Source organism: Wocania arenilitoris (assembly GCF_021728535.1).
GTDB classification, from domain to species: Bacteria; Bacteroidota; Bacteroidia; order Flavobacteriales; family Flavobacteriaceae; genus Wocania_A; species Wocania_A arenilitoris.
Genome location: NZ_JAKKDU010000010.1, coordinates 106,149 through 125,573 on the forward strand (window position 1 = coordinate 106,149; position 19,425 = coordinate 125,573).

Below are 19,425 nucleotides of genomic sequence, written 5' to 3' on the forward strand. Positions count from 1 at the left end.
AATAATAATTATAAAATTTGAAACAACCTAAAAAATATGTATTTCGTCGATGTTTTTTGTGTTACGTGGATTTATTTTGGATTAAAAACCACAAACGGAATAATCATTTCTTCTAAAGAAACACCTCCATGTTGATACGTGTTTTTAAAATAACTTACATAATGATTATAATTGTTTGGGTAAGCGAAAAATAAATCGCTTTTGGCAAATATATAAGAGCTGCTCATAGTAATTGAAGGCAAATGCACATTTTTAGGGTTTTTAGCTTCAAAAACATCTTTTATATCGTATGTTAAACTTCGGCCCGTTTTGTAGCGCAAGTTTAAACTAGTATCTCTATCTCCAACTACTTTTGATGGATTTTTTACATTAATTGTTCCGTGATCTGTAGTTAGCATCAATTTAAAACCAAGTTGATGAGCTAGTTGTATCATTTCTAATAGCGGAGAGTTTTTAAACCAACTCAATGCTAATGATCTGTAAGCTTTATTGTTTGAAGCTAATTCTTTTACAACTTCCATTTCTGTTTTTGAATGTGATAACATGTCTACAAAATTATAGACCACTACTGTTAAATCGTTGTTTTTTAACGAATTAAAATTTTCAACTAGTTTTTTGCCAGTTTTAAGGTTTGTTATTTTATAATATTCGTATTCTAAATTATTTAACCCTAAACGCTTCATCTGGCCTTGTAAAAACTCAGCTTCGTAGAGGTTTTTCCCTCCTTCGTCAGTATCATTTTTCCAATATTGAGGAAATAATTTTTCCATATCGCTAGGCATTAATCCAGAAAATATAGCATTTCTTGAATATTGTGTAGCGGTTGGTAAAATGCTAAAAAAAGCATCTTCTGTTTCTTTTTTATAATAGTTATTTATAACTGGCTCAAAAACCTTCCATTGGTCGTACCTTAAATTATCAATAACAATTAGTAATGTTGGTTTTTCTTTACCTAACTGAGGCGCAATTTTTTCTTTAAACAATGTATGAGACATTATAGGTGCGTTAGTATTTGGCAGAAACCAATCGGTATAATTTTTATCTATAAACTTGCCAAATTGAATATTTGCTTCGTATTTTTGTGACTCTAAAATTTCAAACATACCTGCATCTTCAATATCTTCTAGCTGAATTTCCCAATAGATGAGTTTTTGGTATAAGTTTACCCACCCTTCATAAGAATTTACCATAGATAAATCCATAGCTATTTTTCTAAACTCTTGTTGATAGTTTGAAGTTGTTTTTTCTGAAACTAAGCGAGAATGATCTAAATTCTTTTTTAAACTTAACAGTATTTGGTTTGGGTTTACAGGTTTTATTAAATAATCTGCTATTTTGTTACCAATAGCTTCTTCCATAATATATTCTTCTTCACTTTTAGTAATCATTACTACTGGAAGGTTATCTTGCTTTTCTTTAATTTCATTTAAAGTTTCAAGTCCTGTTAATCCAGGCATGTTTTCGTCTAAAAAAACAATATCAAATTTAGCTTCGTCTAAAACATCAATTGCATCTGTGCCACTTGTGCATGTAGTAACTTTGTAATTTTTCTTTTCTAAAAATAAAATATGTGGTTTTAATAAATCAATTTCATCGTCAACCCAAAGTATGTTTATCATATTAATATTATTAATTGTGTTATATTTTAAGTGCCCAATATGAGCATGATATCGTTATATTTGTATAATAGTTAATTAAAAAGTAAAAGTTTGAATAAACTTAAAATATTAAACGACCCAATTTACGGTTTTATTACCATACCAAATTCACTAATTTTTGATTTAATTCAACACAAATATTTTCAGCGCTTACGTAGAATTACGCAAATGGGTATGTCTTATTTAGTATATCCTGGAGCACACCATACACGTTTTCATCACGCTATTGGTTGCGTGCATTTAATGCAGCAAGCAGTTAATGTACTTCGTTTTAAGGGAGTTACAATTTCTAAAGAAGAGGAGAGGGCTCTTTATATAGCCATTTTGTTGCACGATATTGGGCATGGTCCTTTCTCGCATGCCATGGAGCATAGTATTGTAAATAATGTGTCACATGAACAGATTTCGTTGCTTTTTATGGAACGTTTAAACCAAGAATTTAACTCAAATTTAACGCTAGCCATTAAAATTTTTAAGGGAGAATATCACAGAAATTTTATGTGCCAGTTAATTTCGGGGCAATTAGATATGGATAGGGCAGATTATTTAAAGCGTGATAGTTTTTACACGGGAGTTGCTGAAGGAAATATAAATAGTGAGCGTTTAATTACTATGCTAAATGTTGTAAATGATGAACTGGTTGTTGAAGGAAAAGGCATTTACAGTGTTGAAAAGTTTATTGTTGCAAGACGGCTTATGTATTGGCAAGTATACTTGCATAAAACAGGATTAGTGGCTGAGCAACTGTTAATTAGAGTGCTAAAACGTGCCAAAGAATTAACCAATTTTGGAGTAAAGCTTAATGGTAGTATAGCGTTACAATATTTTTTGAATAATGAAATTTCTATTGAAAGGTTTGATAATAAAACTTTAAATACGTTTTCTGAGTTAGATGATTACGATATTATTTCGGCAATGAAAGAATGGCAACATCACAATGATTTTGTATTGCGTAATTTGTGCGAAATGATTATAAACAGAAACCTGCTTAAAATAAAAATAAAAAACAAACAAATTAAAAAAGATAATTTAACCAAGCATATAAAAACTTTAGTAAATACTTACAATATTTCTGAAGAAGAAGCGGAGTATTTTGTGTTTACAGGTAGCATCTCAAATCAAGCATACCAGCTTAAACATCAAAATATTAATATACTACATAAGTCTGGAAAAATTGAAGATATTGTAAAAGCATCAGATCAATTAAACCTTAAAGCTCTATCAAAACCAGTTACCAAATACTATATCTGTTATCCAAAAGAGCACATTTCAACTAAATAACAATAATGCTAATGCATGAAAAACTTTATTACATTTTTCCTATTTTTGCGGTACTTAAAAAACAACAAAAACTAAAGTGTGAAATTTACAGCACAACAAATAGCAGATATTTTAGAAGGTGATGTAGTTGGTAATCCTGATGTTGAAGTATCAAAGCTATCAAAAATTGAAGAAGGTACACAGGGCTCGTTAACTTTTCTTGCAAATCCAAAGTATACACCACATATATATTCAACAAATGCTTCTATTGCAATTGTTAATAAAATGTTTACTCCAGAGGAAGATATTGATGTAACACTTATTAAAGTTGAAGATGCTTACAAATCGTTCTCTAAACTTTTAGAATATTACAATCAAATAAAAAACAATAAAACAGGAGTAGAATCTCCATCATTTATTTCGGATTCTTCAAATTATGGAGAAAATGTTTATATAGGTGCATTCTCGTACATAGGTGAAAATGTAAATATTGGTAATAATGTAAAAATTTATCCAAATGTATTTATCGGAGATAATGTTGTTATTAGTGATAATTCAGTAATTTTTTCTGGTGCTAAGATTTATTCTGATTGCATAATAGGTAAGTACTGTGTTATTAATTCTGGAGCTATTATTGGTGCAGATGGCTTTGGTTTTACCCCAAACGAACAAGGTGAGTATAGCAAGGTGCCACAAATTGGCAATGTCATTATTGAAGATTTTGTAGATATAGGTGCAGCAACCACAATTGATAGAGCAACATTAGGGTCAACAATTATAAGAAGAGGTGTTAAATTAGACAACCAAATTCAAATAGCCCACAATGTTGAGATAGGAAAAAACACAGTAATTGCTGCTCAAACAGGAGTTGCAGGTTCAACTAAAATTGGCGAAAATTGCCAAATTGGAGGTCAAGTAGGTATTGTTGGTCATATTACAATAGGTAACAATGTTAAAATTCAAGCCCAATCTGGAATTGGTAGAAATGTAAAAAATAATGAAGTGCTTCAGGGCTCACCAGCTTTACCATATGGAGACTATAATAAATCTTATGTACACTTTAAAAACCTACCAAAAATTGTTAAAAACATTAATGATTTAGAAAAAAATAAATGGGAATAGTTAATACAGAAATAAAACAGAAAACCTTAAAAAATGAAGTTTCTTTAACAGGAGTTGGTTTGCATACAGGTAAAAATGTAACATTAACATTTAAACCCGCAACTGCAAATTTTGGCTTAGCTTTTAAAAGAATAGATTTAGAAGGAGAGCCCGTTATTGAAGCAGACGCTAGCTACGTAACTAATACCCAACGAGGTACGTGTCTTGAAAAAAACGGGGTAACTATACAGACCTCAGAGCATGTTCTGGCAGCTTTAGTAGGTTTAGATGTCGATAATGCCATTATTGAATTAAATGAATCTGAGCCACCAATTATGGATGGTTCATCAAAGTTTTTTGTTGAAGCTATAGAAAAATCTGGAGTTGTAGAACTTGATGCATTTAGAGAAGAATATGTTGTAACTGATGTTATTTCGTATACTGATGAAGAGTCTGGTAGCGAAATTTTAGTTATGCCAGCCAAAGAATATCAAATTACTACGATGGTAGATTTTGGAACTAAAGTTTTAGGAACCCAGAATGCTACTTTAAATCATATTTCAGATTTTAAAAAAAATATTTCAGATTCTAGAACTTTTAGTTTTTTACATGAAATTGAAATGCTTTTAGAACATGGACTCATTAAAGGCGGGGATTTAAATAATGCTATAGTATATGTAGACAAAGAATTGTCTCCTGAAACTATGAAGAAGTTACGATTAGCCTTTAAAAAAGACAATATAGCTGTAAAGCCAAATGGCATTTTAGACAACCTTACATTGCACCACCCTAACGAAGCTGCAAGACATAAATTATTGGATGTTTTAGGTGATTTAGCACTTATTAGAACACGTATAAGAGGAAAAGTTATAGCCAATAAGCCAGGGCATTTTGTAAATACACAGTTTGCAAAAAAACTTTCTAAAATAATAAAAAATGAGCGCCGTAATAATGTGCCAAATATAGATTTGAACCAGCCTCCTTTAATGGATATTACTCAAATTATGGCTATGTTACCACATAGACAACCATTTTTATTAATAGATAAAGTTTTCGAGTTAACCGATAAAAACGTTATAGCTACTAAAAATGTGACTATGAACGAGGAGTTTTTTAAAGGTCATTTTCCTGGAGCACCTGTTATGCCTGGTGTTTTAATTGTTGAAGCTATGGCGCAAACAGGCGGTATTTTAGTATTAAATACGGTTCCAGATCCTGAGAATTATTTAACCTTTTTCATGAAAATGGATAATGTTAAGTTTAAACAAAAAGTAAGTCCAGGTGATACTTTAATCTTTAAATGTGAGTTAATAACTCCAATACGTCGCGGTATTTGCCATATGCAAGGTTATGCGTATGCAAACGGCAAATTATGTGCAGAAGCCGAACTTATGGCTCAAATATCTAAAGTTAAATAACTATGAACCAACCACTTGCCTATGTGCACCCAGGTGCAAAAATTGCTAAAAATGTTGTTATCGAGCCCTTTACAACCATACATAACAATGTAAAGATTGGAGAAGGGACTTGGATTGGCAGTAATGTAACTATTATGGAAGGTGCTCGCATTGGTAAAAATTGTAACATTTTTCCTGGTTCAGTTATTTCTGCGGTGCCACAAGATTTAAAATATAATGATGAAGACACTACCGTTGAAATAGGTAATAATGTTACTATTCGGGAATGTGTTACTATAAATAGAGGTACTGCTGACAGAATGAAAACAGTTATCGGTAACAATTGCTTAATAATGGCGTATTGCCATATAGCACATGATTGTATTGTGGGTAACAATTGTATTTTTTCAAATAATAGTACGCTGGCTGGCCATATAACAATTGGCGATTATGTTGTTTTAGCTGGTATGACTGCGGTTCATCAATTTGTATCTGTGGGTAATCATGCATTTGTAACAGGAGGCTCTTTGGTTAGAAAAGATGTTCCGCCTTATGTAAAAGCAGCAAGAGAACCGTTATCGTATGTAGGTATTAACTCTGTTGGTTTGCGAAGACGTGGCTATTCAACAGAAAAAATCAGAGAAATTCAAAATATATTTAGAATCCTCTATCAAAAAAATTATAATAATACTCAGGCTTCTGAAATTATTGAAGCTGAAATGGAAGCAACTCCAGAACGAGACGAAATTCTTCAATTTATAAAGAATTCACACCGTGGTATTATGAAAGGATATTTTAAATCAAATTAAAAACACAAAATAGCTTAACAGCTAAAAACAACTTAACAACAAATAAAAAAATGGCAAGCACTTCAGATATTAGAAACGGATTATGCATAAGATATAACAACGATATTTATAAAGTCATTGAATTTTTACACGTAAAACCTGGTAAAGGACCTGCTTTTGTTAGAACAAAACTTAAAAGTGTTACTAACGGAAAAGTGATTGATAACACCTTTTCTGCTGGTCATAAACTTGAAGATGTTCGCGTTGAAACTCATAAATTTCAATACTTATATAATGATGGAGAATTCTACCATTTTATGAATGAAGCAGATTACACACAAATTCGTTTACTAGAAGCTGCATTAGATAACCCTGGATTGATGAAAGAAGGTGAAGTCGTTACCGTTATTATTAACTCTGAAGATAATATGCCTTTATCTGTTGAAATGCCAGCAAGTGTTATACTTGAGGTTACAGCTACAGAACCAGGTGTTAAAGGTAATACAGCTACAAATGCAACTAAACCTGCAACAGTGGAAACTGGCGCAACAGTAAATGTGCCATTATTTATTAATGAAGGCGATAAAATTAAAGTTGAAACAACAAAAGGAACATATAAAGAACGCGTAAAAGAATAAAATCGGTTGCAGTTTGTAGTATTCAGTAAGCAGTATATACTTCATGCTGAGGACTATAGACTGAAGACTGAAGACTGAATTATGAAGTTTCCAAAACCATATATATTAAAACAAATTGCGCAATTAATTAGCTGTAAATTTATTGGGACTGAAGATTTTCCTGTTTTAGGTATGAATGAAATTCATGTTGTAGAACCTGGTGATATTGTTTTTGTTGATCATCCAAAATATTACGATAAAGCACTTAATTCTGCAGCAACAATTATCCTTATTAATAAAGAGGTAGAATGCCCTAAAGGAAAAGCCTTATTAATTAGTGATGACCCTTTTAGAGATTTTAATAAATTAACTAATCATTTTAAGCCGTTTAAATCTTCAAATAGTCAAATATCTAGTTCTGCAAAAATTGGAAAAAACACTATTATTCAACCCAATTGTTTTATAGGTAATCATGTTGAAATAGGAGACAACTGCATTATTCATAGCAATGTTAGTATTTATGATAATACCATTATTGGCAATCATGTAGAAATTCATGCTGGTGCTGTTTTAGGAAGTAGCGCTTTTTATTACAAAAATAGACCTTCTGGATTTGATCAGCTAAAATCTGGAGGGCGAGTTATTATTAAAAACCATGTAGACATTGGAGCTGCCTGCACTATTGATAGAGGAGTAACTGGCGACACAACGATTAAAGAAGGCACTAAAATAGATAATCAAGTTCAAGTTGGGCATGATACAGTAATAGGAAAAAAATGTTTAATAGCATCTCAAGTTGGTATTGCTGGATGTGTTGTAATTGAAGATGAAGTAACTATATGGGGTCAAGTTGGAATAACAAGCGCTATAACCATTGGAAAAAGGGCCGTAATATCTGCAAAATCTGGTGTAAGTAAATCTTTAGAAGGTGGGAAAAGTTATTTTGGAATTCCTGCAGATGATTTTCGCTCAAAATATAAAGAGATAGCTTCAATCAGAAAAATTCCAGAAATATTAGAAAAATTAAAACAAAACGATAAAAAGTAATTTAGTTTTTACTTTAAAAATAGAATTCAAAAAATTACTTTTGCACAGCAATATAAACAAATACAAATAATCACTTATGAGTGTTTTAGTAAACAAAGATTCAAAAATAATTGTACAAGGTTTTACTGGTAGTGAAGGTACATTTCATGCTAGTCAAATGATAGAATATGGGACTAATGTAGTTGGTGGAGTTACTCCAGGAAAAGGAGGGCAAACGCATTTAGACAAGCCCGTTTTTAATACAGTAAAAGAAGCTGTAGAAAAAGTAGGTGCAGATACTACTATTATTTTTGTTCCGCCAGCATTTGCTGCCGATGCTATTATGGAAGCCGCAGATGCAGGTATTAAAGTAATTATAACAATTACTGAAGGGATACCTGTTGCAGATATGATTACGGCTTCAAACTATATTAAAAGTAAAGATTGTAGATTAATTGGCCCTAACTGTCCCGGTGTAATAACGCCAGAAGAAGCCAAAGTTGGTATTATGCCAGGGTTTGTATTTAAAAAAGGTAAAGTAGGTATTGTTTCTAAATCTGGAACGTTAACTTATGAGGCTGCAGACCAAGTTGTGAAACAAGGCTTAGGAATTACAACTGCAATCGGGATTGGAGGTGATCCAATTATAGGAACAACAACCAAAGAAGCTGTTGAATTATTAATTAATGATTCTGAAACAGAAGCAGTAGTTATGATTGGTGAAATAGGAGGTCAATTAGAAGCCGATGCAGCAAATTGGTATAAAGCAAGTGGAAGCAAAAAACCTGTAGTTGGGTTTATTGCTGGCGAAACCGCTCCTGCTGGTCGTACTATGGGGCATGCAGGTGCTATTGTTGGTGGAAGTGATGACACGGCACAAGCTAAAAAGAAAATCATGAGAGCTTGCGGAATTCATGTTGTAGATTCCCCTGCCGAAATAGGAAAGAAAATCGCTGAAGTTTTAGCGTAAAATATAACTAAGGAAAACAAATAAGCCTCACATAATTTTGTGAGGTTTTTTATTTGAAGCAACTAGTATTTACTATATTTGAATATCAAACTATTATATATTAATCGGATGAAATTATTAGAAGGAAAAACAGCTATTGTAACAGGGGCAAGTAGAGGTATTGGAAAAGGTATTGCAAAAGTATTTGCAGAACAAGGTGCTAATATAGCATTTACATACAGTTCTTCTGTAGAAGCAGCAAAAGAATTAGAAAACGAATTAAATACTTTAGGCGTTAAGGCTAAAGGTTATCAAAGTAATGCGGCTAGTTTTGATGAGGCGCAACAACTAGCATCAAATGTTGTTGAAGAATTTGGTAGCATCGATATTTTAGTAAATAACGCTGGTATAACCAAAGACAACTTGTTAATGCGTATTACAGAAGAAGACTTCGATAAAGTAATAGAGGTTAATTTAAAATCTGTTTTTAATATGACCAAAGCAGTACAACGCACCATGTTAAAGCAACGTAAAGGCTCTATAATTAATATGAGTTCTGTTGTTGGTGTAAAAGGAAATGCAGGTCAAACAAATTATGCAGCTTCAAAAGCGGGAATCATAGGTTTTTCAAAATCTGTAGCTTTAGAATTAGGCTCGAGAAATATTAGAAGCAATGTAGTTGCTCCAGGTTTTATTGAGACTGAAATGACTGCTAAATTAGATGAGGAAATTGTAAAAGGATGGCGAGCAGCTATCCCTTTAAAACGCGGTGGAACTCCAGAGGATATAGCCAATGTTTGTGTGTTTTTAGCAAGCGATATGAGTGCTTATGTAACAGGGCAAACGCTTAATGTTGATGGTGGAATGCTGACATAATATTATGAAACATCCAGATTAATATTTAATCACACAACCAAATGATTATTTAGGATGTTACATGTGACCGTTGAATAACAATAAATATAAACACATGAAAAAACTATTTATACTATTTTTTTTATGCAGTTTTTATGCGCTTACAGCACAAAATAATGACTGGCATAAAATAAAAGACTTAGAAGCAGCATATAGCATTAAATTTCCTTCTGAACCAAAGAAGGATAAAAGCGATGTTTCAACAGATAAAGGATTAGTAACTATGTATACTTATACTTATCAACCAGAAAAGGATGATAAAAATTTTATCTATATGTCTTCTTTCAGCGAATACCCAAATTCATTTTTTCCAGGAGGGCTAAATACTTTAGATAAAAGAAAAAAAGTGTTAGAAAGTGCAATTAATGGTGCTGTGACAAATACTAAAGGAACACTTTTGTCTAAGACCGAAATAATATTTAATGGCTATAATGGGACAGATGTAAAAATTTCTTTAGATACTGGCGGTTTTCAGTATATAATAAGGATGAAAACTATTTTGGTTGGGCTTAAACTATATATGACGCAAGTTATTTATACAAAAGAGAATGGCGATAATTTAAACTCTAAACAATTTTTTAATTCATTTGAATTGTTAAATGTAAAACAGTAGTTGGAAACAAAAACCATAATATATATTATATTAGCTGGAACGATAGCGCTATTATTAGCGCTTTTTCAATATGCCTATAAAAACAAAAGCATGTCTAAACTTAACATGCTTTTTTCTTTTTTAAGGTTTCTTACGTTATTTTCAGTTTTTCTTTTACTTATTAATCCAAAATTTAATCAAGTTACTTTTATTACTGAAAAACCAGATTTAGTTCTTTTGGTAGATAATTCAAGCTCTATAAAACATTTAAACCAAGATAAAAATGTTTTAAGTATTATAGATAACATCCTATCGAATACTCAGTTAAACAACAAATTTAATATATCAAAATACACTTTTGGAGAACAGTTAAAGCCTGCTGATTCTATTCAGTTTTCTGAAAATCAAACCAATATATCTGATGCTTTTAATCAATTAAATCAAGTTTATAAAAACTCAAACACTGCTACCATTCTAATTTCTGATGGCAATCAAACCTATGGAAATGATTTTGAGTTTATAACTTCAACATATAAAAATCCAATTTACCCAATAATTTTGGGAGACACAATAACGCATACCGATTTAAAAATACAGCAGCTTAATGTAAATAAGTACGCGTATTTAAAAAACCGTTTCCCAATTGAAGCTATAATAACATATAGTGGTAATACAACAGTTAATTCTCGCTTCACTGTTAAAAGTGGTAATACTACGCTGTTTTCACAGCCAGTTAATTTTACTAAAAACAAAAATTCCGAAACCATAAATTTTACTTTGCCAGCAAATAGTGTTGGTGTTAACAGTTTAAAAGCAACTATAATACCAATTGAAAATGAGAAGAATATCATTAATAACACTAAAAATTTTGCGGTTGAAGTTATAGATCAGAAAACAAAAATTGCTATTGTTAGTGATTTTTTGCATCCAGATTTAGGAGCGCTAAAGAAAAGTATAGAAAGTAACAAACAACGATTAGTTACTTTTTTAGATCTAAACAACACATTTAGTCAAATAAATGATTTTCAATTAGTTATTATTAATCAGCCAAATAATAAGTTTAAGCATTTATTTGAAGTTTTAAGCAAAGAAAACAAAAACAGATTTACTATTATTGGCAATAAAACCGACTTGGGTTTTATTAATGCTGTTAGTAAAACATTTGCTCACGAAATAACAAATCAAACCGAAGATTATCAAGCCGAAATAAATCTAAATTACTCACCTTTTATTGTTGATGATATAGATTTTGAATCATTTCCGCCACTAAAATCTAATTTTGGAGCAGTTAATTTTTTAATTCCATTTGAAACAATTTTGCATAAAAAACTAGGAAGCGTTTCAACAAAACAACCGCTTTTGGTAACTTTTGAAACAAATAATAGGAGAGAGGCTGTTTTATTTGGAGAAAACATTTGGCAATGGAGAGCACAAAGTTTTATAAACACCAAGTCGTTTAATAATTTTGATGATTTTATAGGTAAACTTATTCAATATTTAGCCTCAAATAAGCGCAGAAATAGGCTAAACGTAGACTACGAATCATTTTACAATGGCAACACCAATGTCATTATTAAAGCTCAATTTTTCGACAAAAATTATGTATTTGATACGCGTGATGCACTTAGTATAAAGGTTAAAGATAAAATTTCAAGCGAAGAAAAAACATTTCCTCTTATCTTAAAAAACAATAACTATCAGGTCGATTTGAGTAGTTTGCCTCCATCAGAATATAATTTTACGATTAAAGCTACTAACGAAAACATTTCTAAATCGGGTACGTTTCAAATATTAGAATATAATGTTGAACAACAATTTTTAAACGCTCATGTAACAAAGCTACAACGATTAGCTACTAATAGTGGTGGCATAAGCTATTTTCCTAATGAAACAAATAGCTTGATTGCTAGCTTAGTAAATAATAATCGTTTTGCCACCATACAAAAAAGCAATAAAAATACCATACCTTTGATAGATTGGAATTATTTACTCATAATAATAGCTTTAAGTTTAGCTAGCGAGTGGTTTTTAAGAAAATATAACGGATTAATTTAAATAAAATAGAAAAATGGAAAAATTACCAAAAATAGCATTACCCTTTATCATTGTTGCAATTGTATTAGTTATAATATTATCAAAATCAGCAGTAACTATTGGTTCAGGCGAGGCTGGAGTGCTTTTTAAAACTTTTGGAGAAGGTGTTGTAGTTGACGAACCACCAATGGGAGAAGGATTTCATATTGTAGCTCCTTGGAACAAGGTTTATATTTATGAAGTTCGTCAACAAGAGCTTTTCGAAAAAATGAAGGTACTATCATCAAATGGATTAGAAATTCAAATCGATGCTTCTGCTTGGTACGAGCCTGTTTATAGTGATTTAGGTAATTTACATCAATCTCTTGGTCAAAACTATTTGCAGCGTGTTATACAACCAGCAATTCGAAGTGCAGCACGTAGTGTAGTAGGACGGTATACACCAGAGCAACTGTATTCTAGTAAGCGTGATGCTATACAAGATGAAATTTTTGCTGAAACAAAAAAAATATTGGATAAACAGTATGTTCAATTAAATGAAGTTTTAGTCCGTGATGTTACATTACCAAATACTATTAAAGAAGCTATTGAGCGTAAATTGCGTCAAGAACAAGAATCTTTAGAATATGAGTTTAGATTAGTAACAGCATCTAAAGAAGCTGAAAAAGTAATTATTGAAGCTAAGGGTAAAGCCGAATCAAATAGAATTTTGAGTGCCTCATTAACAGATAAAATTCTACAAGATAAAGGTATAGAGGCTACAGTTAAGCTTTCAGAATCGCCAAATAGCAAAGTAATTGTTATAGGTTCTGGTGATAGCGGATTACCAATTATTTTAGGAAACCAATAATTAGTGTTTAAATAATTTAGTGTTTTTAACTTTATTTTAAATTTTATTAATTTTTTAGTGCAAAAAACGTTAATTGCTCAAATGTTATAATTATTGGTTGAATAATTTGGAATTATAAGTATAAATTTTAGATATTTGCACCAAAGAATAAGTATGAATATTACTCAAATACATCATCATTTTTGCATTTGCTCTCAAGCGAAGTAAAAATGTATTGAGTAAAATCAACATATATTTTAAACCCGTTTGAGACTTGTCAAGCGGGTTTTTTAATTTTTTAGTTCAGCTTGGTAGTTTCAAACTCAGAAAAATAAAAAAATGAGTAAATTAAGAATTGCAGTACAGAAATCGGGTCGTTTAAACGAAGACTCGATGAGATTATTAAAAGACATTGGTATTTCTATTGATAATGGGAAAGATCAATTAAAAGCATCGGCTAAGGGTTTTCCTGTAGAAGTGTTTTATTTGAGAAATGGTGATATTCCTCAGTATTTAAAAGATGGGGTAGTAGACGCCGCTATTATAGGTGAAAATGTTTTAATTGAAAAGGGAGAAGGTATTAACATTGTAGAAAAGTTAGGTTTCTCTTCTTGTCGTGTTTGTATTGCTGTACCAAAAGCAAACGGTTATACTAGTATTAAAGATTTAGAAGGAAAGCGCATAGCAACATCTTACCCAAATACAGTACAAATATATTTGGATAAAAATGGTGTAAATGCAAATCTTCATATTATAAACGGTTCTGTAGAAATTGCTCCAAATATTGGGTTGGCAGACGCTATTTGTGATATTGTTTCTAGTGGAAGCACTTTGTTTAAGAATAATTTAAAAGAAGTTGATACTATTTTAAAATCTGAAGCGGTTTTAGCAGTGTCTCCAAAATTAAATAAAGAGCGTCAAGCCATCTTAGAAACTATTCAATTTAGAATTCAATCGGTTTTAAAAGGAAGAAATTCAAAGTATGTATTGCTTAATGCACCAAATGATAAAATTCAAGATATTATTAGTGTATTACCAGGAATGAAAAGTCCAACGGTTTTACCATTAGCCGAAGAAGGTTGGAGTTCTGTGCATTCTGTAATAAGTAAGAATGAATTTTGGGAGGTAATAGACGAATTAAAATCCAAAGGAGCTCAGGGCATTTTAGTTTGTCCTATTGAAAAAATGGTGTTATAGTGACATTCAATGTGTAGCGAAGAATCTCACTAAAAGAAAAAGAACATGCAAATAATTAATAATCCGAAAAAAAGTGAATGGACGTCTATTTTAAAGCGTCCAACACAAACGGTTGATGATATTGAGGGTGTAGTCAATGAAATTTTTATTGATGTATCTAAAAATGGGCATAATGCGGTTAAGAAGTACACCAGTAAGTTTGATGGCATTCTATTAGAATCAAATAGTGTAGCGTTAGAAGAAATTAAGGCCGCCATAAGGCAAGTTCCTCAAAAACTTCAAAATGCAATAAAACAAGCAAAAGCAAATATTGAGACATTCCACATCGCTCAAAAAACATCTAAAATTGAGATAGAAACCGCTGTAGGTGTAAAATGTTGGCAAGAAAAAAGACCAATACAGAAAGTAGGTTTATATATTCCAGGAGGTACGGCGCCACTATTTTCAACGGTATTAATGTTGGCTGTACCAGCTCAAATTGCAGGTTGCAAAGAAATTGTGTTATGTTCGCCACCAAATACAAAAGGTGAGTTGGCACCAGAAATTTTATTTGCAGCACAACTTTGTGGTGTAACTAAGATTATTAAAGTTGGTGGCATTCAGGCTATTGCTGGATTAACTTTTGGAACAGAAAGTATTCCTAAAGTGTATAAAATTTTCGGACCTGGAAATCAGTTCGTAACCGTTGCTAAACAGCTAGCAACTAAATATGGAGTTGCAATTGATATGCCTGCTGGTCCTAGTGAATTGTTAGTGTTTGCAGATGATACGGCTAATGCATCGTATGTTGCTTCAGATTTGTTGAGTCAAGCCGAACATGGAATAGACAGTCAAGTGATTTTAGTATCAACTTCTAAAAGTTTAATTGATAAAGTTTCAAAAGAAGTTACTAAGCAATTGGGAGTGCTTCCGCGCAGAGCAATTGCCGAAAAAGCTATAGCAAATTCAAAATTAATTTATGTTGAAACTGATGATTTAGCTTTAGAATTAATTGATGAATATGGGCCAGAACATTATATTATTTGTTGCAAAAACGAAGATTTGTATATTGATAATATTAATAATGCAGGCTCAGTTTTTATAGGTCATTACACGCCTGAAAGTGCAGGAGATTATGCTTCTGGAACGAATCATACATTGCCAACAAACGGATTTAGTAAAGCGTATTCAGGAGTTAATCTGGATAGTTTTATGAAGAGTATAACTTTTCAAAAGATATCAAAAGAAGGTATTTTGAATATTGGAGAAACCATTGAGCTTATGGCAGAAGCTGAAGGTTTGCAAGCACATAAAAATGCTGTAAGTATAAGGCTAAAGGATTTAAAACCATGAACATTCAAGATTTAATAAGGCCAACTGTAAAAGCACTTAAGCCATATTCTTCTGCGAGAGATGAATATCAAGGTAGTAGTAACGATATGGTGTTTTTAGATGCCAATGAGAATCCGTTTGAAAATGGAGTAAATCGTTATCCAGATCCGCAACAGCGTACTGTAAAATATTTGCTTTCAGAAATAAAAGGGATTCCACAAGAAAATATTCTTTTAGGAAATGGTAGTGACGAAGTTTTAGACTTGATTTATCGTGCTTTTTGTGAGCCTAATCAAGATAACATCATCACTTTACCACCAACTTACGGTATGTATAATGTGTTAGCCAATATCAATGCTATTGAGGTAAAAAGTGTTCAGTTAGATGAAAACTTTCAACCAAAAGTTGAGACAATTCTTGATATTGCCAATTCAAATTCTAAGTTGTTGTTTATATGCTCACCTAATAATCCGACAGGAAATAGTTTTGAATCTAAATCTATTGAAAGACTAGTTAAGGAGTTTAATGGTATTGTTGTTATTGATGAAGCTTATATAGATTTTTCTAACAAAATAAGTTGGGCAAGTCGTTTGGGCGATTTTTCTAATTTAATTGTTACGCAAACTCTATCAAAAGCCTATGGAATGGCGGGAATTCGATTGGGTATTTGTTTTGCTTCAGAAGAAATTATTTCAGTATTAAATCGTATTAAACCGCCATATAATGTTAATGAATTAACGCAGCAAAAAGCTATTGTTCAGCTAGAGCAAAACGAGTTAACACAAAAGCAGGTACAAGCAATTTTAAGCGAGCGAGATGCGTTAATACATAAATTATCAGAAATTAGTTTTGTTTCAAATATATATCCATCTGATGCTAATTTTGTATTGGCCAAGGTTGATGATGCCACCAAACGTTACAATCAGTTAATTAAAAAAGGCATTGTAATTAGAAACAGAACTAATCAACCAGGATGTGAAAATTGTTTGCGATTTACAATTGGGACTCCTGAGGAAAATAAAATATTAATAGATACTTTAAAATCTATATAATGAAACATCCATGATTAATATTTAATCACATAAATAAATAATTATTTAGGATGTTACATGTGACCGTTAAATAAAATAAATATAAACACATGAAAAAAGTATTGTTTATAGACAGAGACGGAACACTAGTCTTAGAGCCGCCTGTAGACTATCAATTAGATAGTTTAGAGAAACTAGAGTTTTATCCAAAAGTATTTCAATATATGGCTAAAATAGCCAGTGAGTTGGATTACGAGTTAGTCATGGTAACCAATCAAGATGGTTTAGGTACTGATAGTTTTCCAGAAAACACCTTTTGGCCAGCTCAAAACAAGATTATTGATGCTTTTGCAAAAGAAGGCGTAGTGTTTTCTACAATTCATATTGATAGAACCTTTCCTCATGAAAATGCAAATACACGTAAACCAAGAACAGGATTGTTAACTCAGTATTTTTCTAAAGATTATGATTTAGAAAATTCCTTTGTTTTAGGCGATAGAATTACTGATATGGAATTGGCTAAAAACCTAGGAGCTAAGGGGATTTTCTTGTCTGAAAATCCAGAATTAGGAGCTGATGAAATTAAAAGTTCTAAACAAGAAGTTTTGAATTGCATTGCTTTAACAAGTACAGATTGGGCAAAAATTTATAAATTTTTAAAATTGAAGGATAGGGTTTTTGAAATTACTCGCAATACCAATGAAACAAAGATTTACATAAAACTAAACTTAGATGGTTCTGGAAAAAATAATATCAATACAGGCTTGTCGTTTTTCGATCACATGTTAGACCAAATAGGACGTCATGGTGCAATGGATTTATCAATTAAAGTAGATGGAGATTTAAATGTCGACGAACATCATACTATAGAAGACACTATGATTGCTTTGGGTGAATTATTTTATAAAGCTTTAGGTGATAAATTAGGCATTGAACGTTACGGTTTTTGTTTACCAATGGACGATTGTTTAGCACAGGTTGCTGTTGATTTTGGTGGTAGAAACTGGTTAGAATGGAATGCTGAATTTAATAGAGAAAAGATAGGAGATATGCCTACTGAAATGTTCTTCCACCTGTTTAAATCGTTTACCGATGGTGCAAAATGTAATTTAAATATAAAAGCAGAAGGCACTAATGAGCATCATAAAATAGAAAGTATTTTTAAAGCCTTTGCAAAAGCCATGAAAATGGCAGTAAAGCGTGATGCAAACAAAATGTTTTTACCGAGCACAAAAGGAATGTTGTAAAACAGCTTTAAGCATTTGGGTATTAGTTATTTGCTAAAATCCAGCTGCCAAAAGCCAAGAGCTAGAAAATGAAATTAGTAATAATAAATTACGGCGCAGGAAATATAAAAAGTATTCAGTTTGCTTTTAAGCGATTAGGCTATAATACTATTTTGTCAAATAATCCAGAAGAAATCAAAGCTGCAGATAAAGTAATTTTTCCAGGAGTAGGCGAAGCAAGTTCTGCTATGAAAATGCTAAAAGAGAGCGGATTAGACGAGTTAATTCCAAATCTCAAACAACCCGTATTGGGTATTTGCTTAGGGATGCAACTCATGTGTTTACATACTGAAGAAGGAGATACTAAAGGGTTAGGTATTTTTCAAACCAAGGTAAAACGGTTTTCAAATAATGTAAAAGTGCCTCAAATGGGTTGGAATGTAATAAAGGAATTAAAATCTAATTTATTTAAAGATATAAATGAAAACGAATATATGTATTTAGTGCATAGTTATTATGCAGAACATTGCAACGAAACTATTGCAGCTACTGATTATGAGATAAATTATGCGTCAGCTTTACAACATAAAAATTTTTATGGCACACAATTTCACCCAGAAAAGAGTAGTTTAGCAGGAGAACAAATTTTAAAGAATTTTTTAAGTATTGTGTGATTCTGAATTTATTTCAGAATCACATAAACCATTTAATTAAACAATGAGAAACTGAAACAAATTCAGTTTAACGAAATTAATAACATGAGAATCATACCAGCCATAGATATTATTGACGGAAAATGTGTTCGTTTAACTAAAGGTGATTACGGAACAAAAAAAGTGTACAGTGAAAGTCCAGTTGAGATTGCTAAAACTTTTGAAGGTTCCGGAATCGAATATCTGCACTTAGTTGATTTAGATGGAGCCAAAGCTAAGCATATTGTAAACTATAAAGTTTTGGAACAGATTGCATCTAAAACAAAACTTAAAATTGATTTTGGAGGTGGTTTAAAAACCAATGAGGATTTGCATATTGCTTTTAATTCTGGTGCTAGACAAATTACAGGAGGTAGCATTGCAGTAAAAAATCCTGAAATTTTTGAAAGCTGGATTTCTAAATATGGAGCTACTAAAATTATTTTAGGAGCAGACAGTGATAATGGAAAAGTTTCTATTAGTGGATGGATGGAGCAAAGTAAAGAGGATGTTATTCCATTTATAAAATCATACCAAAAAAAGAGTATTCAATATGTTATTTGCACAGACATATCAAAAGATGGAATGCTTGAAGGCCCTTCAATAGAGCTCTATAAAAAAATCATTACAGAATGCTCGAATAGTAGCAGCGGGCAATCTATAAAACTTATAGCATCAGGAGGGATATCATCAATCGAAGAATTACCAATACTTAAAGAAATTGGATGTGAAGGTGTTATTATAGGAAAAGCAATTTACGAGAATAGAATTAGTTTAAAGGAATTAGAGAAGTTTGTATAAA

General features: G+C 31.5%; 18 protein-coding genes. 17 read left to right on the plus strand and 1 reads right to left on the minus strand.

The features are described from left to right. Positions 1–71: 71 nt before the first annotated feature. Entirely contained in the window at positions 72–1,619 is a 1,548-nt protein-coding gene (gene porX / locus L3X37_RS09855; RefSeq protein WP_262910803.1) for a T9SS response regulator signal transducer PorX, read from the minus strand. A gap of 90 nt (positions 1,620–1,709) precedes the next feature. Here porX and L3X37_RS09860 point away from each other — a divergent pair, with 90 nt between their 5' ends. The 17 genes from L3X37_RS09860 to hisA all read left to right on the plus strand — a co-directional run bounded on the left by L3X37_RS09860 (position 1,710) and on the right by hisA (position 19,424). Continuing rightward, positions 1,710–2,939, plus strand: a complete 1,230-nt coding sequence (locus tag L3X37_RS09860) for an HD domain-containing protein (protein WP_237240011.1) — start codon at positions 1,710–1,712, stop codon at positions 2,937–2,939. 78 nt (positions 2,940–3,017) lie between these two features. Next, positions 3,018–4,040, plus strand: coding sequence for a UDP-3-O-(3-hydroxymyristoyl)glucosamine N-acyltransferase (lpxD, locus tag L3X37_RS09865; RefSeq protein ID WP_237240012.1), 1,023 nt, complete (start codon positions 3,018–3,020; stop codon positions 4,038–4,040). Next, positions 4,031–5,437, plus strand: a complete 1,407-nt coding sequence (locus L3X37_RS09870; protein ID WP_237240013.1) for a bifunctional UDP-3-O-[3-hydroxymyristoyl] N-acetylglucosamine deacetylase/3-hydroxyacyl-ACP dehydratase — start codon at positions 4,031–4,033, stop codon at positions 5,435–5,437. The genes lpxD (L3X37_RS09865) and L3X37_RS09870 overlap by 10 nt, the downstream gene beginning before the upstream one ends. A 2-nt stretch (positions 5,438–5,439) precedes the next feature. Further along, on the plus strand, positions 5,440–6,225 hold the full coding sequence (gene lpxA / locus L3X37_RS09875) for an acyl-ACP--UDP-N-acetylglucosamine O-acyltransferase (protein ID WP_237240014.1): 786 nt from the start codon (positions 5,440–5,442) through the stop codon (positions 6,223–6,225). A 50-nt stretch (positions 6,226–6,275) separates the two neighbouring features. After that, the gene (gene efp / locus L3X37_RS09880; RefSeq protein WP_237240015.1) at positions 6,276–6,842 is read left to right on the plus strand and encodes an elongation factor P; all 567 of its coding nucleotides are present in this window, start codon (positions 6,276–6,278) and stop codon (positions 6,840–6,842) included. 81 nt (positions 6,843–6,923) lie between these two features. Further along, entirely contained in the window at positions 6,924–7,868 is a 945-nt protein-coding gene (lpxD, locus tag L3X37_RS09885) for a UDP-3-O-(3-hydroxymyristoyl)glucosamine N-acyltransferase (RefSeq protein ID WP_237240016.1), read from the plus strand. Between the two features lie 76 nt (positions 7,869–7,944). Then, positions 7,945–8,817, plus strand: coding sequence for a succinate--CoA ligase subunit alpha (sucD, locus tag L3X37_RS09890; protein ID WP_237240017.1), 873 nt, complete (start codon positions 7,945–7,947; stop codon positions 8,815–8,817). A 108-nt stretch (positions 8,818–8,925) separates the two neighbouring features. Then, complete coding sequence (gene fabG / locus L3X37_RS09895; RefSeq protein ID WP_237240018.1) at positions 8,926–9,672, plus strand: 3-oxoacyl-[acyl-carrier-protein] reductase; 747 nt, start codon at positions 8,926–8,928, stop codon at positions 9,670–9,672. A gap of 94 nt (positions 9,673–9,766) precedes the next feature. Continuing rightward, on the plus strand, positions 9,767–10,324 hold the full coding sequence (locus L3X37_RS09900; RefSeq protein ID WP_237240019.1) for a hypothetical protein: 558 nt from the start codon (positions 9,767–9,769) through the stop codon (positions 10,322–10,324). A 90-nt stretch (positions 10,325–10,414) separates the two neighbouring features. Then, on the plus strand, positions 10,415–12,358 hold the full coding sequence (locus L3X37_RS09905; RefSeq protein ID WP_237240020.1) for a VWA domain-containing protein: 1,944 nt from the start codon (positions 10,415–10,417) through the stop codon (positions 12,356–12,358). A gap of 13 nt (positions 12,359–12,371) precedes the next feature. Continuing rightward, entirely contained in the window at positions 12,372–13,187 is an 816-nt protein-coding gene (locus tag L3X37_RS09910) for a prohibitin family protein (protein ID WP_237240021.1), read from the plus strand. Positions 13,188–13,505: 318 nt separating this feature from the next. Further along, the gene (hisG, locus tag L3X37_RS09915) at positions 13,506–14,363 is read left to right on the plus strand and encodes an ATP phosphoribosyltransferase (RefSeq protein WP_237240022.1); all 858 of its coding nucleotides are present in this window, start codon (positions 13,506–13,508) and stop codon (positions 14,361–14,363) included. Between the two features lie 45 nt (positions 14,364–14,408). Continuing rightward, the gene (gene hisD / locus L3X37_RS09920) at positions 14,409–15,695 is read left to right on the plus strand and encodes a histidinol dehydrogenase (protein WP_237240023.1); all 1,287 of its coding nucleotides are present in this window, start codon (positions 14,409–14,411) and stop codon (positions 15,693–15,695) included. After that, positions 15,692–16,726, plus strand: a complete 1,035-nt coding sequence (gene hisC, locus L3X37_RS09925) for a histidinol-phosphate transaminase (protein WP_237240024.1) — start codon at positions 15,692–15,694, stop codon at positions 16,724–16,726. Before hisD ends, hisC begins: the two co-directional genes overlap by 4 nt. An 89-nt stretch (positions 16,727–16,815) precedes the next feature. After that, the gene (gene hisB / locus L3X37_RS09930) at positions 16,816–17,952 is read left to right on the plus strand and encodes a bifunctional histidinol-phosphatase/imidazoleglycerol-phosphate dehydratase HisB (protein ID WP_237240025.1); all 1,137 of its coding nucleotides are present in this window, start codon (positions 16,816–16,818) and stop codon (positions 17,950–17,952) included. A 68-nt stretch (positions 17,953–18,020) separates the two neighbouring features. After that, positions 18,021–18,605, plus strand: a complete 585-nt coding sequence (gene hisH, locus L3X37_RS09935; RefSeq protein WP_237240026.1) for an imidazole glycerol phosphate synthase subunit HisH — start codon at positions 18,021–18,023, stop codon at positions 18,603–18,605. Positions 18,606–18,689: 84 nt separating this feature from the next. After that, on the plus strand, positions 18,690–19,424 hold the full coding sequence (gene hisA, locus L3X37_RS09940) for a 1-(5-phosphoribosyl)-5-[(5-phosphoribosylamino)methylideneamino]imidazole-4-carboxamide isomerase (protein ID WP_237240027.1): 735 nt from the start codon (positions 18,690–18,692) through the stop codon (positions 19,422–19,424). The last annotated feature ends 1 nt before the right edge of the window (position 19,425 follow it).